The organism is Heyndrickxia sp. FW510-T9, from assembly GCF_058781025.1.
In genome coordinates this window covers 78,863-103,875 of sequence record NZ_JBYSWK010000011.1, presented here as the reverse complement: position 1 = coordinate 103,875, position 25,013 = coordinate 78,863, and the positions used below count along the sequence as shown (strand labels likewise).

At 33.3% G+C, this 25,013-nt stretch carries 23 protein-coding genes; 20 read left to right on the top strand and 3 right to left on the bottom strand.

Features of this window, described 5'->3' with window-relative positions; all coding sequences use genetic code 11:
- Window positions 1-256 precede the first annotated feature (256 nt).
- Window positions 257-733 carry a sigma-70 family RNA polymerase sigma factor gene (locus AC3WJF_RS08325; protein ID WP_492451104.1) on the bottom strand — a complete coding sequence of 159 codons (477 nt, stop codon included), beginning with the start codon at window positions 731-733 and terminating at the stop codon, window positions 257-259.
- Between the two features lie 289 nt (window positions 734-1,022).
- On the opposite strand from AC3WJF_RS08325, the gene AC3WJF_RS08320 reads away from it, so the two are divergent.
- From AC3WJF_RS08320 to AC3WJF_RS08300, 5 genes are all read left to right on the top strand, one after another.
- Window positions 1,023-1,532, top strand: a complete 510-nt coding sequence (locus AC3WJF_RS08320) for a competence protein ComK (protein ID WP_492451103.1) — start codon at window positions 1,023-1,025, stop codon at window positions 1,530-1,532.
- Between the two features lie 970 nt (window positions 1,533-2,502).
- Window positions 2,503-2,799 carry a hypothetical protein gene (locus tag AC3WJF_RS08315; RefSeq protein WP_492451102.1) on the top strand — a complete coding sequence of 99 codons (297 nt, stop codon included), beginning with the start codon at window positions 2,503-2,505 and terminating at the stop codon, window positions 2,797-2,799.
- A gap of 339 nt (window positions 2,800-3,138) precedes the next feature.
- Window positions 3,139-3,942, top strand: coding sequence for a DnaD domain-containing protein (locus AC3WJF_RS08310; protein WP_492451100.1), 804 nt, complete (start codon window positions 3,139-3,141; stop codon window positions 3,940-3,942).
- Window positions 3,939-5,231, top strand: coding sequence for a replicative DNA helicase (locus AC3WJF_RS08305; RefSeq protein WP_492451098.1), 1,293 nt, complete (start codon window positions 3,939-3,941; stop codon window positions 5,229-5,231). Before AC3WJF_RS08310 ends, AC3WJF_RS08305 begins: the two co-directional genes overlap by 4 nt.
- Window positions 5,228-5,428, top strand: coding sequence for a hypothetical protein (locus tag AC3WJF_RS08300; protein WP_492451097.1), 201 nt, complete (start codon window positions 5,228-5,230; stop codon window positions 5,426-5,428). The genes AC3WJF_RS08305 and AC3WJF_RS08300 overlap by 4 nt, the downstream gene beginning before the upstream one ends.
- A gap of 298 nt (window positions 5,429-5,726) precedes the next feature.
- On the opposite strand, the gene AC3WJF_RS08295 is transcribed toward AC3WJF_RS08300, so the two are convergent.
- Complete coding sequence (locus tag AC3WJF_RS08295) at window positions 5,727-5,867, bottom strand: hypothetical protein (protein ID WP_492451095.1); 141 nt, start codon at window positions 5,865-5,867, stop codon at window positions 5,727-5,729.
- A gap of 354 nt (window positions 5,868-6,221) precedes the next feature.
- A complete protein-coding gene (locus tag AC3WJF_RS08290; RefSeq protein WP_492451093.1) occupies window positions 6,222-6,998 on the bottom strand; it encodes an SGNH/GDSL hydrolase family protein in 777 nt (258 codons plus the stop codon).
- 200 nt (window positions 6,999-7,198) lie between these two features.
- Here AC3WJF_RS08290 and AC3WJF_RS08285 point away from each other — a divergent pair, with 200 nt between their 5' ends.
- The 15 genes from AC3WJF_RS08285 to AC3WJF_RS08215 all read left to right on the top strand — a co-directional run bounded on the left by AC3WJF_RS08285 (window position 7,199) and on the right by AC3WJF_RS08215 (window position 24,900).
- Window positions 7,199-7,948 (top strand): YveK family protein, encoded by a 750-nt coding sequence (locus tag AC3WJF_RS08285; RefSeq protein ID WP_492451091.1) that lies wholly within the window; start codon window positions 7,199-7,201, stop codon window positions 7,946-7,948.
- A complete protein-coding gene (locus tag AC3WJF_RS08280; protein WP_492451089.1) occupies window positions 7,935-8,639 on the top strand; it encodes a CpsD/CapB family tyrosine-protein kinase in 705 nt (234 codons plus the stop codon). The genes AC3WJF_RS08285 and AC3WJF_RS08280 overlap by 14 nt, the downstream gene beginning before the upstream one ends.
- 98 nt (window positions 8,640-8,737) lie before the next feature.
- Entirely contained in the window at window positions 8,738-9,505 is a 768-nt protein-coding gene (locus tag AC3WJF_RS08275; protein ID WP_492451087.1) for a tyrosine-protein phosphatase, read from the top strand.
- 424 nt (window positions 9,506-9,929) lie between these two features.
- Window positions 9,930-10,820 carry a UTP--glucose-1-phosphate uridylyltransferase GalU gene (gene galU, locus AC3WJF_RS08270; protein ID WP_492451085.1) on the top strand — a complete coding sequence of 297 codons (891 nt, stop codon included), beginning with the start codon at window positions 9,930-9,932 and terminating at the stop codon, window positions 10,818-10,820.
- A gap of 34 nt (window positions 10,821-10,854) precedes the next feature.
- Window positions 10,855-12,687, top strand: coding sequence for a polysaccharide biosynthesis protein (locus AC3WJF_RS08265; RefSeq protein WP_492451083.1), 1,833 nt, complete (start codon window positions 10,855-10,857; stop codon window positions 12,685-12,687).
- A 312-nt stretch (window positions 12,688-12,999) separates the two neighbouring features.
- The gene (locus tag AC3WJF_RS08260; protein ID WP_492451081.1) at window positions 13,000-13,680 is read left to right on the top strand and encodes a PIG-L deacetylase family protein; all 681 of its coding nucleotides are present in this window, start codon (window positions 13,000-13,002) and stop codon (window positions 13,678-13,680) included.
- Between the two features lie 22 nt (window positions 13,681-13,702).
- Entirely contained in the window at window positions 13,703-14,524 is an 822-nt protein-coding gene (locus tag AC3WJF_RS08255; protein ID WP_492451079.1) for a formyltransferase family protein, read from the top strand.
- A 2-nt stretch (window positions 14,525-14,526) separates the two neighbouring features.
- Window positions 14,527-15,210 (top strand): sugar transferase, encoded by a 684-nt coding sequence (locus tag AC3WJF_RS08250; RefSeq protein WP_492451078.1) that lies wholly within the window; start codon window positions 14,527-14,529, stop codon window positions 15,208-15,210.
- Window positions 15,182-16,054 carry an NAD-dependent epimerase/dehydratase family protein gene (locus tag AC3WJF_RS08245; protein ID WP_492451076.1) on the top strand — a complete coding sequence of 291 codons (873 nt, stop codon included), beginning with the start codon at window positions 15,182-15,184 and terminating at the stop codon, window positions 16,052-16,054. The genes AC3WJF_RS08250 and AC3WJF_RS08245 overlap by 29 nt, the downstream gene beginning before the upstream one ends.
- 8 nt (window positions 16,055-16,062) lie before the next feature.
- Window positions 16,063-17,340 (top strand): glycosyltransferase family 4 protein, encoded by a 1,278-nt coding sequence (locus AC3WJF_RS08240; protein ID WP_492451074.1) that lies wholly within the window; start codon window positions 16,063-16,065, stop codon window positions 17,338-17,340.
- Window positions 17,337-19,190 carry a heparinase II/III family protein gene (locus tag AC3WJF_RS08235; RefSeq protein ID WP_492451072.1) on the top strand — a complete coding sequence of 618 codons (1,854 nt, stop codon included), beginning with the start codon at window positions 17,337-17,339 and terminating at the stop codon, window positions 19,188-19,190. The genes AC3WJF_RS08240 and AC3WJF_RS08235 overlap by 4 nt, the downstream gene beginning before the upstream one ends.
- 36 nt (window positions 19,191-19,226) lie before the next feature.
- A complete protein-coding gene (locus tag AC3WJF_RS08230) occupies window positions 19,227-20,447 on the top strand; it encodes a nucleotide sugar dehydrogenase (RefSeq protein WP_492451071.1) in 1,221 nt (406 codons plus the stop codon).
- Between the two features lie 499 nt (window positions 20,448-20,946).
- Complete coding sequence (locus AC3WJF_RS08225) at window positions 20,947-22,068, top strand: glycosyltransferase (RefSeq protein ID WP_492451069.1); 1,122 nt, start codon at window positions 20,947-20,949, stop codon at window positions 22,066-22,068.
- Window positions 22,069-22,357: 289 nt separating this feature from the next.
- Window positions 22,358-23,263, top strand: coding sequence for an AAC(3) family N-acetyltransferase (locus AC3WJF_RS08220; RefSeq protein WP_492451067.1), 906 nt, complete (start codon window positions 22,358-22,360; stop codon window positions 23,261-23,263).
- 335 nt (window positions 23,264-23,598) lie between these two features.
- On the top strand, window positions 23,599-24,900 hold the full coding sequence (locus tag AC3WJF_RS08215; protein ID WP_492451066.1) for a hypothetical protein: 1,302 nt from the start codon (window positions 23,599-23,601) through the stop codon (window positions 24,898-24,900).
- The last annotated feature ends 113 nt before the right edge of the window (window positions 24,901-25,013 follow it).

Genomic DNA, 25,013 nt, shown 5'->3' with positions numbered 1-25,013 from the left:
CTACACCTCCGAATAATTTTGGTGGTACTCCAATGGCAACAATTATTTCCAAGTAACATTTAGATATTCTGTTCATTCGTTACTTCAAATATACATTGGATATGTGTAGAAAACGTAAAGAAAATTTAAAATGAATGTTAATTATATAATAACGGAATATAGTAAATCGAGCATGATTAAAAATAACTAATTAGAGGAAACAAGGGGACGGTTCTGGTGTTTCGTTGACACGAAACGCCAGAACCGTCCCCTTGTTTCAAACTCTACTTCTAATCCTTTCCATCGCTCCCTTTTTCCACTTCTTTACCGCAGATAGTGATACTTTTTCATATGCGGCTATTTCAGCTGAGCTCATTCCTAAGTAGAATGTTGCTATCACCCATTTCTTCTGTGTATTTGTTAGACCCTCGCAATATGTTAAGAGTGTTTGTATTTCAAGGGGTTCCTTCAGTAATTCATCCGCTTGACTATCCCAGAACTCCTCTTTTGGAAAGATTTGACGCTCGTCATATTTTACAGACCTCTTTAACTCACTTAATATTCTTCCTTTCATCGTCATATACGCATAACTCGAAAATGCACCTTTGCTTGGATCAAAATTCTTCTTCGCTTCCCATAATGCAATCAAGCCAATCTGATAAAATTCATCATAGTTTTTGTAAATTTTCAACGAGCGCAAAATATGATGAATCATCGCCTCAAATTCTTTGATAATCGTATGAAAACCATCCATTCGACAGACCTTTCGCAAAAGGCGCCTTTTGCCATGTATTCCCGGGTTATGTACAACATACTCCAGCAAATCATGTCAGTTCGAATCGCTAATTTGACAAAATGAAAGTCGATTGGCGGGGAAAAAGATCGTTTCTAGTATAGATTTTTGCTATTTTCAAGCTTTCGACAGCAATAAATCCCTATCTTTTACTCTATTAAAAAAATTAGGAAAATTTGTATAAATATATAGATTTTTGCGAAAGTGTATAGTATGATAGACCCATAAATGTTAAAAGGAGGTAGTTAATTTGATAGAAAGGAAAGACTATCTAGTGAGTATCACCACGATAGCCCTCACAGAATTCTATCATCCAGAGTACAGAACAAAGATTTATGACCAAAATGGTATTTTTTATTCAAGAAAGACTGCGAAACAACTTTTAGATCAAGCCTGCTTAGTATATGGTGCCAACTACAATGGAAGAATAGAATCAGTTCGAAGGGCATTTCCATACCACGGAAAAACTCCATTAATGCTCTGCCCAGTTAGATTAATCTATGCATTTCCAACCATATCACCCCAAGACTTTGAGTGCAGGTGGATTTTCCCTGCCCACATTGAAGACTACATAATCGAAAACAATCACCTCTATGCCCTGTTCAAAAACGGAATGAAAGTCGAACTCAATTGTTCACTGAAAACATATATGAGGCAAAAAGAAAGAACTGCCCACTGTTTAACCCATTTCTCCATCTTTTATCGAAATCATCCCAGTAAACACAATCAGCCAGACGACAATATCTTTTCATTATGGTAGAAGCAAGCCGCTTGCGGGCTTGCTTTTTCTATGTGTGGTGTAGGTGTTGTATGCGGAATTATTGATTCATGTAGTTGCATTAATTTCGTGCGGATCCACATTCGAATTATTCATGAACTTCAAGAAGAGAGGTGGTGGTAGAAGTAAATAGTGGGAGTGCATTTTTTTTATTTAGGATAGGTCAAAATACCCAATTCGTGCAGTTGCTCTTTCATTTCGTGCAGTTCCCAAAGACTTTCGTGCAGTTCAAAACTAGAATAGTGCAGTTCAAGAAAAATTTCGTGCAGTTGCCCCCATAGTAAGGCAATAAGGTAGATTTGCATGCAGTTTAAAGAGAATTATTTTCGTAAGTCTTCGTTTTGTTCAACTTTTTCAGCATACTTCTCGAAAAGATCATCGCTTTTTTATTCATTTTTCAGCACAACCATCGAAAAGTTCAGCACTATTTTCGGAGATCGCTCATATTGCCAAGTTAATAAAATATTTCCCTCAAGGATCCATATATTCCAGCTTTTCATCTCAACGTTTAGAACATATTTTGTACCATACATAGAATAGAATGAATCTCAGGGAATTAATAATATACTTGTGTTTTTTTGTCGAAGGTTATGTAAAATAGGAATGAGGAGGTGAGATAGATGGAAACAAAAGTGGAAAAGCAAATTCTAGCTGCCCTGCAGGAAATAAATAAAAAGTTAGACTCTCATAGTAATAAGCTCATGGTGAATTGATTCGATTGCAAGGTGAGACATTAAAAGAAAATACAAGAATGCTAAGCGCACTAAAAACTGGGCAAGAATCACTTAATGCTGAAATAAACGATTTGGTGAAATAAAAGAACAGCTGAAAAGCCATTAGACAAGCATTGAAATTTTAAAGGAAGAGTGCTGGAACAATAAAAAGGATATCAACAGAATTCAAAAAACATTAGGAATGAACTAGAACTAGATAAATACAGGAGGTGACAATTGTGATAGAAGAACGGCTAGACCGTATGGAAAATATGCTTTCCCAACTAATTAAAATGGTAGGAAATATGCGAGAAGAACTTACAACAGTAAAATCAGAATTAAAAGAAGAGATTAGCAGCGTAAGAACAGAATTAAAAGAAGAAATTAGCAGTGTAAGAACAGAATTAAAAGAAGAAATTAGCAGTGTAAAAACAGAATTAAAAGAAGAAATTAACAATGTAAAAACAGAACTAAATGATTTTCGTAGTCAAAATGAAAAAGAACATAAAGAAATGATGAAAGAAATGAAACACTGAAATACGACCATGACCATACATGGGAAATTACTGTTAGAAATGAGCGGGAAATTGCTTTATTAAAAAGTCAATTAAAAAATTAGTGTGTATGGAAACAGCCACATATTCCAACTCAATGAATTAACCTCGGTTGCTAATCTACAATTTATAACCCACAAATAATAAACACCAATAAAATTTTCTCATATGAAACAGTGAAACGTTAGCATATCGCTAGCGTTTTTTTATGGTTCATGGAGAGGGATTCATCTTTTTATATTTTTTTAAATAAAGGGTGTCCTTTTTCCTTCCTTTTCACTATATAGCTTATGAAGACTAATTTATAAGAGGAGTGTTAGAATGAACTACATTTACGAAATTAATGCATTTTTCGATTGGATCGAAACCAATTCTATTTCTACTTCTGCGATGAATCTATGGCATACATTAATGAACATTAATAATAAGACTGGTTGGAAGAAGGAATTTACCGTATCCCGAACATTTATTGAAGCTAAATCAGGGCTCAAAAAAGATGCTTATTATGCAGCGCGAAAATTGTTGCAGGAAAAGGGGCGAATTGGTTTCCGCGAACAAGGGTCACAGGCTACGGTGTTTTGGATCATCCCTTTTTCCTCACAATTTGTGGATAATCAAACCAATTCAGCGAAAACATCTCCAACACTTAAGTCAAAACAGACCGAAAACCAGACAACTGAACCGACAGAAATAGCGACGGAAAACCAGATCATTTCCCAGACAATAATCCCGACAAAGGCAGAAAATCCGACAACATCTCCGACAATAAACCCGACAAATAGCACGAACATTCTTAAACAAAACAATACAAAACAAATGAATGATAATGAATACATAAGAGTAAAAGAATATTATGAACAGAGCTTCGGAATCATTACTCCGTTTTTGATAGAGGAATTGCAAAAATGGATAGAAGAGCTCAGCAGTGACATTGTAATCGAAGCGATACATAGAGCAGTCGAGAAAAATAAACCATGGGTATATGCAAGAAAGATATTAATCAATTGGTCACACCAAAAAGTCCATAATTTGCAAGATCTTCATGTTCTTGATAATAAGCATTCACAAAATTCACCATGCCAATCGAAGTACAAAGCCTTCACGAAAGAGGAGTTGATTTTTTGATTGATAAGTATGAACTTCAATACGAGAATGAATGCGTATGTCTAGGGAGTATTTTAAAGGACGCGAGTTTGCTAGAGGAAACAATATTGCAGCCTATACATTTTTTGGATCCACATAATCGACGAATTTTTCAACTGATGATGGTGATGAGTAGAAATGGAGATAAGATAAGTCCATTAGCATTTGCCAAGCTTGGAAGTAGTGAATTACAAAGCTTTGGCGGAATGAATCATATAAGTAATTTATTGAAAAGCGTAGCGTCCTTGCACGCATTCGAAGCTTATCAACGAGCCATTATTGATTTCCACTCCATTCAAAAAGCAACTAATATTGCTCACGGATTTTTAGAAATGACAAAAGAACGCCATCATATTAAGGATCTTCAGCAATTTCTGCACGACGTAACAGAGATTGAATGTCTTGCAGCTGGAAACACGGAGTCATTCAAAGAGTTATTAGCGGAGCGGTATGCATATCATCAACAAACACCAGAAGATGGCTTAAGTGGTACCAATACAGGATTTATGTGTTTGAATCAGTTTACGGACGGCTGGCAAAGAGGAGATTTAGTAATAATTGCTGGAAGACCTTCAATGGGAAAAACAGCATTTGTGTTAAATAGTATTCTCAATGGGGGGATGGAAGATCGTGTTTTTACAACTTTTTTTTCAATAGAGATGGCGAAGGGACAAGTTGTCGATCGATTTATTGCAATGTCGGCTAATATCAATCTTATGAAAATGCGAAATCCAAATAAAACCTTTGAAGCAAAGGAGTGGGGGCGGTATACGAAAGCACTCGGCGAACTTGAATCCCTGCCTGTTGATATTCGCAGTGAATACACGGTTCCGAGCATTCGGGCAGCTGTTCGAAAAAACATGAAGCAATATCCGGATGAAAAACATGTTGTGGCGATCGATTTTTTAACTCTAATCAAACATACCGACCCATCAGGAAACACCCATAAGGATGTCACTGATATTATCCAGGATTTAAAACAACTGGCGAAGGATTTGAATGTTCCAGTCCTAGTGCTTGCACAGCTTAACCGAGGCGTCGAACAACGGCAAGACAAACGTCCTACTATGAGTGACATCCGCGAATCGGGCAGCATTGAGCAAATTGCAGATCTGATCTTATTTTTGTATAGAGATGAATACTACAACAATGATACATCTGAGCCTGGTGTCACTGAAGTTATCATTGCCAAAAATCGTAATGGTGCAGTAGGGCAAACAAAACTGCGATTTTCCAAGCAAACGAATATTTTTCGTGAGGTGATCATATGACAATTCAAGAAGCGTACAATGATTCCGTAGAGTATAAACTTCGAAGCATGATACTATTGATCGAGATTGCTGTGGAGAAAAACATGTTCGATTTGGAAGATGATTTTGACAAAATCGATGAATTAATAAGCAATCACTACACAGAAGAATGGGATCAAGAGATCCGCGCAGCTGGAAAATTGCGTGGATACTGGTAATAGCTTGGGTGCCTGACACTTTGTCAGGCACCATAGTTGTAAGATTTCAACTTTTCGCGGACACTGAATCCGCTATTTTGATAAAAAAAGCTATTTTGGAGGTGTTTGAGGACACACAGACCGTTATTTGCTCAAAACCATGCTAAAATGACCGTTATTTAGCTGAATAACGGAACGTGAGTCCTCGAAAACCGCAAAATCACCATTTTTGTCACACATAACGGAACGTCTGTCCGCCAAACTCCGCCAAACTCCGCCAAACTCCGCCAAACTCCGCTAATCTGACCATATAACCGCCCTACTCCTTCTCCTCCTGCACATGCTCATTCAAATACCGATTCTCCGAAGCTGTAGCAAAATGAACGGATTGTAAGCTCATATCTGCCTCCACTCCAAACAGGTCCGTAAATGTCAATTCTTCTTTTTTCTCGTCTTTCATTAGATCTGCACTCCTTACGATTTGATGTGCTACTATATTGTGCAGTTCCGATTGAAATATCCATGAAAATTGTTACAACATAATACAGGACAATTTGGAAAAAATAAAAACTAATAAATGTTGATCGATCTGCTTTCACTACGCTGGTATTCGGCATATCTAATACTTATTCGAGCAATTTGATCAGCAATCTATTTCTTCATTAGTCTTTGTTTAATAATCATGTTGGTGCTCTTACAGCCTTATATGTACACGTTCTCTAAAGTTATTCGTCTCGAATAAAAGTCGTTCACGTGTACACATGATGCTGAAAATCAGCTGTAATCATTACAAAAAAAGCCGCCAACCGGCAGCTTACATTGCAATAAAATAATTCCTCAAAAATTCGTACCACACTTGGAATCCTTTTGCATTTGGATTGCTATTATTATCTAAATATTGACTAACCGGATTTGTCCATGCTGGCCAGTGATCAACATAAGGAATGTCTTCAGCTTTCGCAAATTCCTGGAGCTGTTTAACTTGGTCCGGATAGTATATGCCGTTAGCAATCGGATTAGATGGCTGTAGGATTACCACAGTATCTTTCTTTTTCTTCTGAACATCATTAATAAACGTTAATATGTTCTGATGGTTATCAGTAACAAGTCCAAAATGATTGTCATTTAAAAGAAATGGTTCAAACAAGATGAAATTGGCACCGAAATTGATAACCTCATCCTCATTGTTGGTGATAAACTTGGAGGAGGTCACATTATCGTACTTAAAAATAGAAACATCTACATGATCTTCTCCGTACGTATTAATAAGAGCATTCTTTAATTGACTCGCCCAACCTTTCGTGTCATCCCCCAAGCTTTGCGACCCAACTATTGCAATCTTATAAATCTTCCCAGCTTCCAATGTTTTCTTAAAAGATTCTTGAGCAGCTTGCGGCCAGTTTTTCGTATAAGAAAATAATGATTGACTAACATATGCTTTCGTATCATTGGAATCAGATTTAGAACTTGTTTCCGCAGCAACTGCTTCATTGGTTACCGTCACTTTTGTTTTCTCGTTCCACTGCAATTTCCCCACAATGATAACAATAACACAAATGATTGCCGCCAATAATGGTAAAGCAACTTTCATGGCATGACCCCCGAATAAATTGTATTTTTCTCCCATTTTTAGAAATTTACTTTTTAAAATAATAGTTTTAAAGGTATAATGAATAAAGAACTACATAAAATAACAAGATTATTAAAATTATGACAAAAAACATCAGCAATTTCAATCTATTATGATATAATTATAGGCATATTTTTCTAGAAACTTTTCAGGAGGAAACCATGGAAGAAACGATTAGCTTAAAAGAGTTGATGCAGACATTACGCAAGCGGATGAGCTTAATTCTAGTCATTACGTTTATTGCCGTTATTATTAGTGCAGTCATCAGCTATTTTGTTTTAACACCGGTATACCAAACATCAACTCAAATTCTTGTAAATCAAAAAAACCCAGATCAAAGTGTATATAATCCAAGTGAGATTCAGACAAACCTTCAATTAATCAATACTTATAACGTCATTATTAAGAGTCCTGCTATCTTAGATAAGGTTATCGATGAACTACATTTGGATATGACTGCTAGTCAATTAAATTCGAAAATAACTGTTTCAAATGCAACAAACTCACAGGTTATTGATGTTGCTGTTGATGACCAAGATGCAAACAAAGCAGCGAAAATTGCAAACACGATTGCACAAGTATTCAAGGAAGAAGTCCCAAACATTATGAGTGTCAATAATGTTAGCATTCTTACAAAAGCGGTTGTGGGAAAAGAGATCTCACCTGTCAAGCCAAAGCCATTGTTAAACGTTGCTATTGCTTTGATAGTAGGTCTTATGGTTGGAGTAGGACTTGCCTTCATACTTGAATATTTAGATAACACAATTAAAACAGAACAAGATATTGAGAGAGTACTAGGATTACCAGTACTTGGTTCAATTACCACCATTAATGAACAGATTGATTCTAGCTCAAATAGCCGAATGGAAAATAAAAAGCGTACAAGAGGTGAGGCAGTTGGCAGCAAATAAAGGGAAAAAACAGACATTAAAAAACTCTAGAAGAAAGTTAATCACAAAATTTAGCCCTAAATCACCGATTTCTGAACAATTCAGGACGATTAGAACGAATATTCAATTCTCTGTTGTAGACGAAGAGATTCAATCCATTATGGTAACCTCTTCTGGTCCAATGGAGGGGAAATCGACCACTGCCGCAAACTTAGCAGTTGTTTTTGCGCAACAAGGCAAACGCACTTTATTGGTAGATTCGGATCTTCGGAAACCAACCGTCCATTATACATTCGGTTTGACAAACACTTATGGATTAACATCTGTTCTAACAAGGCAAACAGAGCTAAGTGAAGCAGTAGATGCAACAGATATTGAACATCTACATGTTTTAACATCTGGTCCGATACCGCCGAATCCTGCGGAGTTACTAGGTTCTCGAGCGATGGGCCAATTCTTCCATGATGTAAAAGAAGAATATGACATGATCATTTTTGATACACCACCGGTAAATGCGGTAACAGACGGTCAAGTATTAGCTCATCAATGTGACGGGACGTTATTAATTGTATCGAGTGGACGTACGGAAATAGACGCAGTTACAAAGGCGAAGGAATTATTAATTGCGGCAAAAGCAAGGATAATTGGTGTCGTACTAAATAATAAAAAGATGAAAGAAACCCAATATTATTACTATTATGGCGCTAATTAGACAACATTCGACAAAATTCACCCCTTTACCAGTAAAATGGTCGTGGTAAAATAGAACTAGTCGTTATTTCGAAATACTAAATTATGAGGAGGGATTGTATGATTGATTTACACTGTCACATATTGCCTGGAGTCGATGACGGAGCGAAAACATTGTCAGATTCCATCGATATGGCGAAACAAGCTATAAGTGAAGGAATTACCACAATCATCGCAACCCCTCATCATAAAAATGGCCAATACGATAACAGAAAATTCGACATTGTTCAAAAGGTACAAACTTTAAATGAGGAATTTCAGAAGAATGGGATCGATATAACGATCTTACCAGGACAAGAAAATCGCATTTACGGTGAAATCCTAGAAGATTACGAACAAGGTGAAATCCTTACGTTAACCGACCAATCCTCATATATTTTTATAGAATTTCCATCAGGTCATGTCCCACGTTATGCTGGGAAACTATTATATGATATCCAACTCAAAGGTTTACAGCCTATTATCGTTCATCCTGAACGCAACGCTGAGCTTATACAAAATCCAAATCAACTATATGAATTTGTGAAAAATGGGGCTTCCACGCAAATTACTGCTGCTAGTTTAGTAGGGTATTTTGGGAAAAAGATTCAAAAGTTTACAGAGCAAATTATGGAAGCGAATCTAACGCATTTCATTGCTTCAGATGCGCATAATGTGAAGACTCGTCCATTTAAATTTGCAGAAGCATTGGATACGATTGAAGAAAAATATGGAATAGATTATGTTTATTATTTTATGGATAATGCGGAACTTCTAGTAGATGGTAAGAATATCTATCGTGAAGCACCGGAAAAAATTAAGCAAAAAAAGTTTTTAGGGATTTTTTAACAGATTTAAATAGATAGGTTATTGCATACACAGAAATTCAATGATAATAGATTCTTTGAAATAGAACTTAGAATGAATTCATTCTATTATACTCGGTAATGTCTCCTGTCCACTATCACTGGAGGCACTCGGTCACGCTGTGGGCAATTTCAACTATTACCTTAGACGCAGGTCGTCGGTAGTGTGGTGTGAGGATGGGTTAGATGCCCATTTTAAAAACAATCTTCGAGGAAGATTACAAGCTGATTGTAATAAACTGTTCTATCAATTGGTTGTATGTTGCAACCAAATGCGAATGTTTATCTTTAAATATTTAATGAAAGCGCATTGTAAGATGCTCTTTCATTAAATATTTATTTTTGGACAAAACATGTATTTATTATCATTCTTTTATAAAATAGTAAAAATAATTGGGGGAAGAAAGTTGAAAAAAGTAAGAAAGGCAATCATCCCAGCGGCTGGTCTTGGCACAAGATTTCTACCAGCAACGAAAGCAATGCCAAAGGAAATGCTGCCAATTGTGGACAAACCAACGATTCAATACATAGTGGAAGAGGCTGTAGCATCAGGGATTGAAGACATAATTATTGTAACAGGTAAAGGAAAGCGTGCAATTGAAGATCATTTCGATAATGCAATGGAACTAGAGCAAAATCTTGCTGAAAAAGGGAAGTTGGATCTGTTAGAGAAAGTACAGTACTCTTCTAATCTTGCAAATATTCATTATATCCGTCAAAAAGAGCCAAAAGGATTGGGACATGCAGTGTGGTGTGCGAAGAACTTTATTGGGGATGAACCATTTGCGGTGTTATTAGGCGATGATATCGTTCAAAGTAATACACCATGTTTGCGACAATTAATAGATCAATTTGAGGAAACGCTTTCATCTGTAATCGGAGTGCAGCAGGTACCTGAAAATGAAACACATCGTTATGGCGTAATTGATCCTTCTTCACAAGAAGGCAGACGTTATCAAGTGGATAACTTTGTGGAAAAACCGAAGCAAGGGACGGCGCCTTCTAATTTAGCGATTATGGGACGTTATGTGTTAACACCTGAGATTTTTATGTTTTTGGAAAAGCAGGAGACTGGGGCTGGTGGGGAGATTCAGTTGACGGATGCGATTCAACAGCTTAATCAGATTCAGAGAGTGTTTGCTTATGATTTTGAAGGGAAAAGGTATGATGTTGGAGAGAAGTTGGGGTTTGTAAAAACGACGTTGGAGTTTGCTTTACAGAATGTAGAAATGAAAGAAGAATTAATAGAGTATCTTCATTTGCTACTAAAGGATGAACTTTTAGAAAAAAGATCGTAAATAAAATATCTCTTGTAGTAAGGAGGGAGAAAGGTTGTCCTATCATAAAAGAATTCCTTTGTTAGTATTATTAGACTCTATAATTGTTTTGTTTTCTATTTTTATAGGATATTTTGTGTTAAACCCGTACATGAATGTATATTCGGTTCCAATGATTTGGATAAGCTCGATTACCCTTTTATTAAGCCATCATATATTCGCTACAATTTATCGGCTATATCAAAAGGCATGGGAATATGCAAGTGTTGGGGAACTGTTAGCCATTGTGAAAGCAATTACCTTGTCTATCTTTTTTACTGCTGCCATTCAACTATTAATTAATCATGATATTTATCTGAGAGTACTAACTCTTACGTGGATGATGCATGTGATATTAATTGGCGGATCTAGATTTTCTTGGAGAGTCTTTCGAGATCGCTTTATTGCTCCTGATCCTGATAAGAAACGAACATTAATTGTAGGAGCAGGATCAGCTGGAACAATGGTAGTGAGACAATTAATGAAAAATTCAGCTAGTGATTTATACCCTGTTGCATTTGTAGATGATGACCCTAGAAAGTATAAATTACAAATCTATGGATTAACCGTAAAAGGTACGATAAAAGATATTCCTAGACTAGTGGAACAATTAATAATTGAAAACATAATCATTGCGATTCCGTCATTAGAGCGAGCTAAAATAAAAGGAATTTATGAAGAATGTGCAAAAACGAAAGCAAAGACAAAGATTATTCCATTATTAGAAGACTTAATTACAGGGAAAGTTTCCGTTAACAGTATACGAGATGTACAAGTAGAAGATTTACTTGGTAGAGAGCCAGTTGAACTAGATATGGATAGTATATCTGAAAAATTAACAGGTAAAACGATATTAGTTACTGGTGCAGGTGGATCGATTGGTTCAGAGATATGTAGACAAGTAAGTCCGTTTAAACCTAAGAGGCTCCTATTACTAGGACATGGTGAAAACAGTATTTATACGATTGATATGGAATTAAGAAAGAAATATAGCAATCATTTTGAAATCATTCCTTTAATTGCAGATGTGCAAGACCGTGTTCGGACATTTAATATTGTTGATGAGTATAAACCAGATGTAATCTATCATGCAGCGGCACATAAACATGTACCTTTAATGGAAGATAATCCAATGGAAGCTGTAAAGAATAATATTTTTGGAACGAAGAATGTAGCAGAAGCAGCTGATACTTTTGGAGTTAAGAATTTTGTACTTATTTCTTCTGATAAGGCTGTAAATCCTCCTAATGTGATGGGTGCTACTAAACGGTTCGCGGAGATGATTATTCAGAATTTGGCGAAAGAGAGCAGTACGAATTTTGTTGCGGTGCGCTTTGGGAATGTTCTTGGGAGCCGAGGGAGTGTTATTCCACTTTTTAAGCAACAGATTTTGGTTGGTGGACCTGTTACCGTAACACATCCGGATATGACAAGATATTTTATGACGATTCCGGAGGCTTCTCGACTCGTTATTCAAGCAGGCGCTTTAGCACGTGGTGGTGAGGTATTTGTACTTGATATGGGGGAACCAGTGAAGATAGTGGACTTAGCTAAGAACCTTATTACTCTTTCTGGTTATACTGAAGATGAAATAAAGATTGAGTTTTCTGGGATGAGACCTGGGGAGAAGCTTTATGAAGAGTTGTTGAATGAAAATGAGGTGCAGGTAAAGCAAGTGTTTCCGAAAATTCATATTGGTAAGGCAGAGCCAATGGGGAAAGGTGAGTTGTTTTCATTGATAGAGAAGCTGGCTCTGAAGGATGGTTCGGAGGTTAAGGATATTCTTGTTAGTGTTGCGAATACGAAATTTAGTAAAGAAAAACAATTATTAAGTACACAAACTATTTGAAAGAAAGTAGTTTAGTGCTTTTTTATTAGCCTTAGTAGCTCCTAAGAATAATGGAGAAATCTGCCTTTCGAGGAGATATTAAATATCTCCTCGAACTATAAATGTTTATTATTTTTCAAAAAAATTTTTTTGAACATAGAATTGGTAAGGTAACAAAGTATTTAGTCGTTAGTTGAAAGAGTGATTTTCAAGTAAGTACTAGGCGACTAAAGTAATGTTATTATTTGTAGTACAAATGATTTTAATTTTACAAGAATAAATTTAAGTTTATGAAGAAATATTGATGTATATAAATTAAGCGAGGGAAATCAAATGTCATTTTTAGTTGTTGTTGCGCATCCAGATGATGAGGTATTAGGGGCAGGAGCTACAATGTATAAGCTTGCTCAGGAAGGACATTCAGTCAATGTCTGCATTCTATCGGGGGAAGTAAATGCTAGAAACTTCCGTCCTACTACTGATGAACTTAATGAAGATGTGAATAAGTCTATGAATATATTAGGTGTTGATAGAATCTTCAAAGGTACCTTTCCGAACATAGAATTTAATAATGCTGAGCATTTAAAGCTAGTTCAGTTTATTGAATCTGCAATTCTTGAAACAAATGCTGAAGTTGTATTAACTCATCATCCGTCAGATTTAAATAATGACCATTTACACACTTCTATGGCCTGTCAAGCTGCAGTTAGGTTATTCCAAAGAAGAAGTGATGTAACTCCTTTAAAAGAGCTTTTATTCATGGAAGTTCCATCTTCTACTGAGTGGGGATTAAATAAAGCTTTTAACCAGTTTTCACCTAATACATTTATAGAAGTTGGTGAATTGAGTGTGGATAAAAAGATAGAAGCGCTTGCACAATATCGTGGGGTAATGAGAGATTATCCACATCCAAGAAGCAAGGAAGCTATTAAAGGTCTGGCTGCTTATCGTGGTGGACAATCAGGTATGGTATATGCAGAAGCTTTTGAAAGTGTATTTAGACGTGGGTTCTAGAAAGTAGAGAGGATGGTATCAGTTGAAAAAGAGAATTGCATTTGCAACCTGTGTTCAACTAGGGCTAAGTTGTATTGAAGAAATACATCGTATTGGTGGAAATCTGGATTTACTTATTACGCTGAAAGATGAAAGAGCTAAGAATAAGTCCGGAAGAATATATTTAGATAAAATTGCAACTGAACACAATTCACCTCTATTGAAGATTGATAATATCAATGATCAAGTAGTTCTTAGTGCTTTAAAAGAATACCAGATTGATTGGTTATTTATTATTGGTTGGTCTCAAATTGCTAAGAAAGATGTGCTTGAAACACCAATGTATGGTTGTATAGGCATGCACCCTACTTTATTGCCAATTGGTAGGGGAAGAGCTGCAATACCATGGGCAATTATAAAAGGGTTAAAAGAAACTGGTGTAACAATGTTTAAGTTGGATGAAGGTATAGATACCGGTGATATTATTGGTCAAGGGGTAATTAAACTAGATCAGAGGATTGCAGCAACAGAACTTTATAAAAATGTGGACGATATGCACATTACACTTATTGCGAAGCATTGGGATGATATTGTGAATAACAACATTACACTTACAAAGCAAAATGAAGCGGATGCTACTGAATGGCCTAGTAGAAAGCCAGAAGATGGTGAGATTTTTAGTAACATGACTATGGATGAAGCTGATAAGTTGGTACGCGCAGTTACACATCCCTATCCTGGTGCGTTTTATAAAGATGGCGATAAAACTTACAGAGTTTGGTTAGCTAAAACAAATAAAGATGATGGGTCTATAAAACTTAATGATGGTTATTTGATTCCAATTGAATATGAGATAGAGGGATAAGCATGAAAAAAAGGAAATTTCAAAAATTAATAAAGCGTTTATTTGATATTGTTGTTTCTTTAATAGTTCTTATTCCCTTTCTTCCAATATGGGTATTAATTGCAATTTTAATTAAAGCTACTTCACCTGGAACAGTTTTTTTCTCACAAGATAGGCCTGGGTTAAATAAAAAACTTTTCAAGGTATACAAATTTCGAACAATGCGACCGGGTTCGGAAAAAATGGTTAAAGGCCAAGAAGTAATGAAAGATGATGACCGTATCACGATAATCGGTAAGTTTCTTAGAAGAAGTAAAATTGATGAAATTCCTCAAGTATTAAATGTATTAAAAGGGGAAATGGGTCTTGTTGGTCCAAGACCTGAGAGAGTGGCATCTTTAGCTGATTATACAGATGAAATTTCTAAAAGGCTGAATATGAAACCAGGTATGACTGGTTTAGCACAGGTAAGTGGAAATATATATCTTTCCTTACAAGATAGGTATAAACTAGATGTTTATTACGTAGAGAATTTCACTTTATTACTTGATTTGAAAATTATTATAAGAACTCTTGGAGTTATTTTATTCGGGGAAGAAAAATATATAAATAAGTGTTTGGCTGAAATAAATATTAGTTCTAAAGAAGTAGCACCTTCAAAAGAGGAGAATATTTCAAATGAAGAAGATACTAGTTACAGGAGTTAGTAGTTATATAGGTGTATCATTTCAAAAATGGATGTCACAGTATTCTGATAAATATACTGTAGATGCTATTAGTGTAAGAGATGATCACTGGAAAAAAAGGTCTTTCTCTGGATACGACGTTATTTTTCATACTGCAGCAGTTGTGCATGTTAAAGAAAACAATACAGCTAAGTATTTTAAAGTAAATAGAGATCTAACAGGCGAGTTAGTTAAAAAGGCGAAAAATGAAGGTGTGAAGCAATTTATATTCTTAAGTACTATGGGGGTTTATGGCACTGAAACAGGATATATTACTAATGATACAATACCAACACCCAAAACTCCATATGCTCAGTCAAAATATGAAGCAGAACAGATTTTATTAGAAAATAATTCTGATAATTTTATTATTGCAATTCTACGACCTCCAATTGTGTATGGAAAAGGATGTCCTGGGAACTATGCTAGACTAGCGAGCATGGCAAGAAGGCTACCAATTTTCCCTGATATAGAAAATGAGCGTAGTATGATATTTATTGATAATCTATCTGAATTTATAAGGATTTTAATTGAGAAGAATCAAGGTGGTTTATATTTTCCACAAAATAAAGATTATGTGAATACCACTAATCTAGTTCGGCTTATTGCAAAAGTTCAAGATAAGGAAATCAAGACATCAAAGTTTTTTAACTGGGCTGTCATAATTGGTCTAAAATTGTCAGGAACAATAAGGAAAGTATTTGGTTCTTTCGTTTATGATAAAAGAATTTCAGGTGGTCCGATGGATTTAATAAATGGGGAAAAAGTAGAATATGAGACTCTTTCGTTTGAAGAATCAATTATCGCAACAGAAAAGAATAGGTGATTAAAATTATGGATGAACTGACAGATTGTAAGAATATATGGGTTTTTCACCATTATGCAACACCGCCAACTATGAATGGATTTATAAGGCCGTACAACTTTGCAATAAATATGAACGATGAAAATTATAAGACTACAGTGTTTGCTGCGTCATATCTTCATTTTTCAGATTTAAATTTAATTAGTGATAAAGCTCCTTATGTTGTAGAAGATTACTCAGATGTCTCTTTTGTATTTGTAAATACCCCTTCCTCTGCTAAAAATACTTTGGCAAGAGTAAAAAATATGTATGCTTATTTTAATAATGTATTTAGTATTGCAAAAAAACACTCTGATAAATTTGGCAAACCTGACGTAATTATTGCCTCATCTCCGCACCCTTTAGCAATGGTTGCAGGAATAAAAATTGCAAAAAAGCTCAAAGTTCCTTGTATATGTGAAATTCGAGACTTGTGGCCAGAGGCAATATTTGCCTTCGGAAAGACTAAAGAAACTAGTATTCTAGGGAAACTTCTTATAGCTGGAGAACATTGGGTCTACAAGAGAGCAGATGCACTAGTGTTTTTAAAAGAAGGGGATACGGGCTATCTCAGAGATAGAAATTGGACAACAGAACAAGGCGGAGAAATTAACTTGGATAAATGCCATTACATAAATAATGGAGTAGATATCGCTTCATTTAATTGGCAGATTAAAAATAATGTTTTACAAGATGAAGACTTACTTAGCGGTAAGTTTAATGTTGTTTATACAGGTGCAATACGTCCTATTAATAATGTAGGAAATATCCTCGACGCGGCTAGATTATTAAAGGAATACGAAAACATTCAATTTTTAATTTATGGCGACGGGAATCAATTAAATGATTTAAAAAAACGAGTAAATAACGAAGGATTATCTAATGTTAAGATGAAGGGATATGTAGATAAAAAATATATTCCATATGTGTTGAGCAAATCTACAGTTAACATATTGAATTATTCTCAAACAAAGTACAATTGGTCAAGAGGGAATAGTTCAAACAAGTTGTTTGAATATATGGCGTCTGGTAGGCCAATTATATCAACTGTTCAAATGGGATTTAGCCCATTAGAAAAATATAATTGTGGGTTATCATTGACAAAAGATACCCCGGAAGACTTAGCAAAAGTTATTTTGAAAATTTATAAAATGCCTAATGAAATCTATAGCGAGATGAGTCAAAATGCTAAAAATGGTGCAAAGCATTTTGACTATAAAGTATTAACCCAAAAATTGAAACAAGTAATGGAGGATTTAATTTCATGAAAAATGTAGTTAAATCACTTATAACTGAATATGGGTTGAAGTGGACAATTAATCGTGCTTTATATACAGCAAAGTTAAAAACAATGTCAGCAATCCCTGTTACCGAAAGATTTTATGAAAAAAATGTTGAGATAAAAAGAATAGATATATTTGATTTTGATATTTCAAAAATTACAACCTTCTTAAATGGATTACCAAAAAAGAAAAAAGTTGAAATTATTTCTATTGCTGATAAAGCAATTAATGGCATTATTAAGGGTTTTTCTTCAATTGAACTTGATTATGGTAATCCTATTAACTGGAATTATAATCCATTAACTGGTTTTGAAAGTGAAAAAAATATCAAATGGTATGAAATACCAGACTTTGATAGTCAATTAGGAGATATTAAAGTTGTTTGGGAAGCATCTCGTTTTACACATTTGTTTTACTTTATTAGAGCATATCTTTTAACTAAGGATTTGAAATACTATAAAGCATTTTCTAATCAGCTTAGAGATTGGTTGGAACAAAATCCGTATCCATATGGTGCAAACTTTAAGTGTGGACAAGAATGTACTCTACGCATGATAAATGTTCTAATCGCATATTCAGTTTTCAAGAGTTGTGGAGTTATTACTAAGGATGATCAAAATAATGTAACTGCTATTGTGAAAGTATGTTATAGGAAAGTGTTATCAAACTTTTTTTATGCACATAAGTGTATTAAAAATAATCACACCTTTTCAGAGATTTGTGGATTAATTGTTGGTGCCTGGTGTTGTAGTGATGAGAGTGGAGTCAAAAAAGCATACGAACTTCTTGATAAAGAAATACAAAATCAATTTTTACAAGATGGCGGCTTTACACAATATTCATTTAATTATCATAGATTCACTCTTCAAATTATTGAGTGTATATATAAAATAAGCGAAAAGACTCAAATGAATATATCTGAAAAAGAAAGAATAAAAAATAGCGTACTCTTATTATATCAAGTTCAAAATGATAACGGAGACGTTCCAAACTATGGTTCAAATGATGGAGCTCTAATATTTCCTTTGACGTCTTGTGACTATCGTGATTTTCGGCCTGTCTTGAATACAGTGTACGCATTAATTGAGGGTAAAAGACTATATGAATCTGGTTATTATGATGAGGAACTATTATGGTTTGGACCTAAAAAAAATCTACCTGTTGAAAAAATATTACGCGAAACATCTTCCTTTGATGAATCTGGCTTTTATAAGTTTCATCATGGCGTTGGATTTTTAATGACTTGTCTTCAAAACTATAAATCTAGACCTGCTCACATGGATCAACTTCATATAGATTTATGGCATAAAGGGGTAAATATCCTATGTGATAGTGGCACCCATTCTTATGCAAGTGATCTTGGAAAAAAGCTTACTTCTACAACGGGTCATAATACTGTAAAGTTCTCTGGCATTGAGCAGATGAATAAAAAAGGTGCATTTTTGATAACAGACTGGACAAGACGCAAAGGAATACATTTTGATAACACATGTTTTAAAGGGACAATGGTATCTATGAATGGCTATGAACATAGTAGATATATAGAAAAATGTGAAAATGGTTATTTGATTGATGATGAAGTTTTTGGTACAGGTGAGTACTGTGATTTTTATTTTCATACTCCGTGCAAAGTCATAATAAATACATCAGGATTTGAACTATATCATGAAAATATCCTCATATGCAAAATAATAACAGATGGTCAAGTAGAAGTAGATAAGGCATATAGAAGCTTGTATTATCAAAAAAAAGAAGAGATATATTGCGTGACTGTAAGAAGTGCCATAATCAATAAGAAGTGCACTGTAAAATTTAATATAAATCTAATTAATTAAAGAAAGTAGTAGAGAAAAAGAAAGGATGTTTCTTTCATGATTAATGTAATTGGGCTCGGTTATATAGGTTTACCAACTGCTCTTATGTTTGCAAAGAGTGGATTGAAAGTAGTAGGAACTGATTATAATACTAATCTAGTAAATTCATTAAAAAAAGGCAGGCTTACATTTGAAGAAGAGGGGTTAGAAGAATTATTTAATGATGCCCTTACAAATGGCATTCAATTTACTACTGAATATCAGAAAACACACACTTATATTATATCTGTTCCGACTCCTTATTTAAAAAATAACAAGAAACTAGACCCTAAGTATGTTGTTTCTGCAGTGAATAGTGTTCTAGATGTTTGTGAACGAGGTGCAGCATTAATTGTTGAATCAACTATTTCGCCGGGAACCATTGATAAATACGTTCGACCCGAAATAGAAAAAAGAGGTTTTGTTATTGGAAAAGATGTTCATTTGTTACATGCACCTGAAAGAATTATACCTGGAAATATGATCCATGAGCTTGAACACAATTCAAGAACTATTGGGGCAGATAATATGGAAATAGGTGAAAAAATAAAAGAGCTATATTCAAACTTCTGTAAGGCAGAAATCTTGGTGACTGATATTAGATCTGCAGAGATGTCTAAGGTTGTAGAAAATACTTATCGAGATATAAATATTGCATATGCTAACGAATTAGCTAAAATCTGTCGTACGGATAATATGGACGTTTACGAGATTATTAGAATTGCAAATATGCATCCACGGGTAAATATATTACAACCAGGTCCAGGTGTTGGAGGACATTGTATTTCAGTAGATCCATGGTTTTTAGTTGGAGATTATCCAGATTTAACAAATCTTATCCTAACTGCTCGTAAAATAAATGATTCTATGCCTCGGCACGTATTAGGTAGAATTAGAGATATTATGAAAGAACATAAGATTAATGATATAACAAAAGTTGGTTTATATGGATTAACCTATAAAGAAAATGTTGATGATGTAAGAGAAAGCCCTAGTCTTCAATTACTTGAAAGAATGGATGAACATTTAGCATTTGGAGTAAAAGTCTTTGATCCATATGTAAAAGAAAAAATCTTAGATGATCAATTTTTGAATTTCGAGGATTTTTTAAACGAGATAGAGATTCTTGTTATTATGGTTGGACATGATCATATTAAGAATAATATGGGGATTATTAAAAACAAGCTTATTCTTGATACGAAGAATATTTGCGAATTGGAAGGTTCGTATAAATTATAAATTAAAGCCAATTGATTATTGATTAAAGAGATAATTGCTGAATTTAGGAATAGATAGGAATTAAGGACGTACCCTTTTGGAATTAAACCATAATTAAAGTAAAGAGATAAGTTAAATACTGTTGTTCTTCTAACATGGCTACATTGAGATGCTAGATTAAATTAAAATGCATTTATATGTTGTTCAATACTATGATTTGTATAATGAAAGAAAACCAGAAAATATTTGACGTTAGTTTGTCTTTATTGAAAAAATGAAAGTTAATTTTCAAGAGTGCGAAACCGAATGTGGCTAAAACTTAACTATGCGTGATTCAACTATACTAAATGACCTGAAGGGTATGGGTGAAGATATTATTTATCAAACTTTTAATTTGTTACTAATCAAGACTGAATATTACAATATTAGTAAAGTTAATAATCAATACTATGAAAGATTCATTAGTACTAGAAGGGCTGAGATTTCTCAAATACAAAAATTTTAGAAGGGATGTGTAAATTTGAGAATAGTATTTGTTATCCCATTTGTACCGATTCCTAGGGTGATTAAACGAATAAATACAGCAACTACCGTAGGGACTACCTCAGTAATTTTTTGGGATAGGGGAACTGACGATGCAAATAACTTAACTTTTCCTCCAAAAGTACACATGAATCGCGTTATTAAGTTGGCAAATGAGGGGCAACCCTTAAAAAGACTTGGTTCTACTTTTCTTTTTTGTAGAGAGGTTTTCTCATTTTTAAAGAAGGAAGATCCGTCATGCATCCATGTAACCAAAACTGATATGCTACTAATAACATGGTTTTATTGTATTACTAGGAGAAAACGACCAAAAGTAATTTACGAAGTAAGTGACATTCATAGTATGGCACTTAATAATTCTAAATCTCTTTTGAAGATAATAATAAAGAAAATTCTTTTTATCTTAGAAAGTATCGGTATGAGTGTGGTGGACAGACTAATAGTTACTTCAGAATCATTTTGGACTTCATATTACAAAAGTCTGATTCCTAAAAAGTCCGTTCTATTTTTGCCGAATACACCACGAGAATCTATATTTAAACAATATAGGGCAAAGGAAAATGGTAGATTTCAAATAGGTTTTATAGGTAAAGTCAGATATAAGGAACAGCTTAAATTATTGATTGATGCTTCAGAACTAGCTGATATTGATGTTTTAATAGCTGGGAATGGCATCGATTTGAATGAAATTATTGAATATAGTAAAAAAAAGAATAATGTGTATATTTATGGTCCTTATAATTATGAACGAGAAATAGCATCATTATACGGAAAAATTGATTGTGTTTATTCTATGTATGATACCAAGGTTCAAAACGTACGCATTGCTTTACCTAACCGTCTTTATGAAGCAGCAATTTGCGGGTTACCGCTTATAGTTTCAAAAGGAACCCAACTTTCAAAAATAGTTCAGAGTGAGGAAATTGGGATTGCGGTAGAGGATAGAGATAAAAATGAATTAGTCGAGGCATTAATAAAGCTAAAGAATGATTCATTATATCGTAATAAACTTAAAAATAATGGAAGAAAGTTTTATGAAAAGTGGAGATATGATATTGTAAATCAAAAGTTGGAAGAAACATACAGTGATTTTTTATAAGAAACTACAGATAATCGTTATTCATTATTGATAAATCCTTATTTAATAATAGGTATTAAGTACTAAATATACAATGTTTTTTAACTATATTAATATTAATGAAAATATAAATGCAATAACATTTTTCATTATTTATTTTGTAATATGTATTAAAAATAAACATCTATAATTTATATACACCAAAACTATAAATTATTTTATTAGGTAAATAATAGACTAAGTATATTAACTTTTATTATGGTAATTTAGTTAGTACTTTCATAACAATGTTAGGAGTGAAAGTTATAACATGAGGAAATTTCTTCGGAAAATTATAAGATTCGTATTAAAGTGTAAGGAAAACGAAAAAATAACAGATGCTGTAGATAGACATAAAACACATCTTGAAAGAATTTTTTATAAAAGAAAAATATCGGAGGAGGAATTATTTAATACATTAAAAAGTATGGGGATAAAAAAAGGTGACACATTAATGCTCCATGCATCTTGGAGGAAATTTTATAATTTTTCAGGTACCCCAAAAAGTTTTATAAATAAATTTATTGAATTTCTTGGTGAAGACGGAACTCTCTTGATGCCAAGTTACGGAGATGATAGAAAATATTTTGATGTTAGAAATACTAGTTCTTACGCAGGAGCCCTTTCAGAAGAGTTTCGAAAAATAAAAGGTGTAAAAAGAAGTGAATGTTCACACTTTTCAGTGTGCGCTTTTGGAAAAGAGGCGTATAACTTAACAAAATATCATAAAAATAGTGAATTTGGTTTTGATCAATATTCTCCATATTATATTTTTTCACAGAAGGATGAGAGTAAAGTACTTATGATAGGAATGGGAAAATATCCAATAAAATTGACTTTGATACATTGCATTGAATATATTTATAAAGATATATACCCATATTTTAATGAATATTTATCTAACAAATATACAGCAACAGTAATTAATAATAAAGGTGTTACAACTAGAAGAGAAATGATTGAAGGTAAGGAAGCTAAGCTCTATAGAAAAAATATTAAAAAGGTATATAAAAAATTACCAGAGGATAAAAATCTGTACAGAAAAGTTGGAAATATTCATTGCAGAGTAGTATATGCTAAAGCAACATATTGTGAAATTTTGAACTTGGTTAAAAGTGGGAACTCAATGTTGAATCCACCAAAAGTTAATAGAAATTCATTTAAGCGAATAATTTAATATATGATACTAGTAAAAAGAAAATTCCTATAATATCTGCAATAAATAAAGAATATAAAAACCTAATGATGATTATTATAAGTGCTTAATTCTAAAAGGTTTCTAATCATATTGCCAAAAATTAAATAACTTAATAAAGAGAATATTAATTAAGGTATAAAATAATATTATTTCAAACTTGTTTAAGAATATCCAAATACTTAATTTTCTAAATCAATACACATTTATAATGTATTTAGTGAAATTAAAAAGTTTCTCTGTTCGATTTTCTATGTATAATTTGTTAAAATGTTTCACTGTATTCAATATAATATTTTTGGAAGTGAGGATCTGTATTGAAAGATAAAGGATCATTTACTAGTAATACAAAAGTATATCGGCCAAGTTCTGTATGGTCTTTAGTTGGAATTGTACTTTATAGATTTACACTTGATTTAATATACATATATCAAGTTAATCCTGGTTGGGCCTATAGTGGTTTTACTATTGATTATAGTACTAAAAGGTATATTTTAACGTGGATTATTTTGATAATAAGTATTCCGTTTATCCAAAGGAATTATAAAAGTAATAAACCATCCAGTGCTGTAATAACACTTCTATATCTAATCGCTTTTATTCCAGCTACTGTACTAATGGCATTTAAGCCAATGGAAGGGGAATTTTTAATATTACTTCTTCTATATTGGATAATGTTAACTATTTTTCAAAAAGTAATTCCGTATTTTAAGTTTAAGGAAGTAAATCCTAAAGAAAGTAATTTAATTACTAATATAGTTTTAATAACTTTTTCAGTAGTTATTCTTTATATTTCTTTTAGATATACACATTTTCGTATAAATTTAAATATATTCAATGTATACGAATTAAGAGAAGAAGCTAGGGATTTTAATATGTTTATTCTTCTCAAATATATATATGCAACTTCTAGGGTTATTTTACCAACTATAATAGTTTATTTTTTGTCTAGAAAAAAAAGAATGATCGCACTTTGGTTAGGCTTTATTCAGTTATTGATATTTTCTGTGGATGGTTCAAAATCAGTCCTATTTTCTTTAATATTAGCTTTTGGAGGCTATGTGATTTATAAAAAAAATAGGATATCTTGGTTTGCATGGATATTATTTTTAATAAATATAATTGCTATATTGGAGAAGAGTATCCTAGAAACAACAAATGTGATGAGTATTTTTATACGTAGACTTATGTTTTTACCGCAATTATTAAATTACTTTTATTATGACTTTTTTTCTAAAAATCAATTTGATTACTTCAGACAAAGTTTTGTTGGAAAACTAGGTTTAAATTCCCCATATGATATTAGAATCCCTAACATAATAGGAAATAATTATTATGGGAGTTCAGCAAATAATGGATTATTTGCTGATGCATTTTATAACATGGGATTAATTGGAGTAATTATTATGCCTTTTTTAATAATTACAGCACTTCGTTTCCTGGACGCTTGTACTGCAGAGCTAGATTCACGTATTATTATTGCAAGTATAATAACTTCCAGTTTAAATCTAATTAGTTCATCTTTTTTTACTGTAATGTTATCTCATGGCTTCTTAGCCGTTTGTATTGTTCTATTCTATCTTCCAAGAAGGAAATTAAATTTAGCGCATAATAAATAGTTAATTTATATCGATTGTCAAGAATTGAGATGTTGTTCTCTAACTACTAGAATTACTATTCTTTAAAAGTAAAAGAGTTGTAAAAAATATTATTAATCTCAATTATTGGGGGA

Coding starts and splice junctions, on each gene's coding strand:
- AC3WJF_RS08325 (WP_492451104.1), bottom strand. CDS start 733: ATGGATGGTTTTCATACGATTATCAAAGAATTTGAGGCGATGATTCAT.
- AC3WJF_RS08310 (WP_492451100.1), top strand. CDS start 3,139: ATGAACTACATTTACGAAATTAATGCATTTTTCGATTGGATCGAAACC.
- AC3WJF_RS08300 (WP_492451097.1), top strand. CDS start 5,228: ATGACAATTCAAGAAGCGTACAATGATTCCGTAGAGTATAAACTTCGA.
- AC3WJF_RS08295 (WP_492451095.1), bottom strand. CDS start 5,867: ATGAAAGACGAGAAAAAAGAAGAATTGACATTTACGGACCTGTTTGGA.
- AC3WJF_RS08290 (WP_492451093.1), bottom strand. CDS start 6,998: ATGAAAGTTGCTTTACCATTATTGGCGGCAATCATTTGTGTTATTGTT.
- AC3WJF_RS08285 (WP_492451091.1), top strand. CDS start 7,199: ATGGAAGAAACGATTAGCTTAAAAGAGTTGATGCAGACATTACGCAAG.
- AC3WJF_RS08275 (WP_492451087.1), top strand. CDS start 8,738: ATGATTGATTTACACTGTCACATATTGCCTGGAGTCGATGACGGAGCG.
- AC3WJF_RS08260 (WP_492451081.1), top strand. CDS start 13,000: ATGTCATTTTTAGTTGTTGTTGCGCATCCAGATGATGAGGTATTAGGG.
- AC3WJF_RS08250 (WP_492451078.1), top strand. CDS start 14,527: ATGAAAAAAAGGAAATTTCAAAAATTAATAAAGCGTTTATTTGATATT.
- AC3WJF_RS08245 (WP_492451076.1), top strand. CDS start 15,182: ATGAAGAAGATACTAGTTACAGGAGTTAGTAGTTATATAGGTGTATCA.
- AC3WJF_RS08240 (WP_492451074.1), top strand. CDS start 16,063: ATGGATGAACTGACAGATTGTAAGAATATATGGGTTTTTCACCATTAT.
- AC3WJF_RS08235 (WP_492451072.1), top strand. CDS start 17,337: ATGAAAAATGTAGTTAAATCACTTATAACTGAATATGGGTTGAAGTGG.
- AC3WJF_RS08230 (WP_492451071.1), top strand. CDS start 19,227: ATGATTAATGTAATTGGGCTCGGTTATATAGGTTTACCAACTGCTCTT.
- AC3WJF_RS08220 (WP_492451067.1), top strand. CDS start 22,358: ATGAGGAAATTTCTTCGGAAAATTATAAGATTCGTATTAAAGTGTAAG.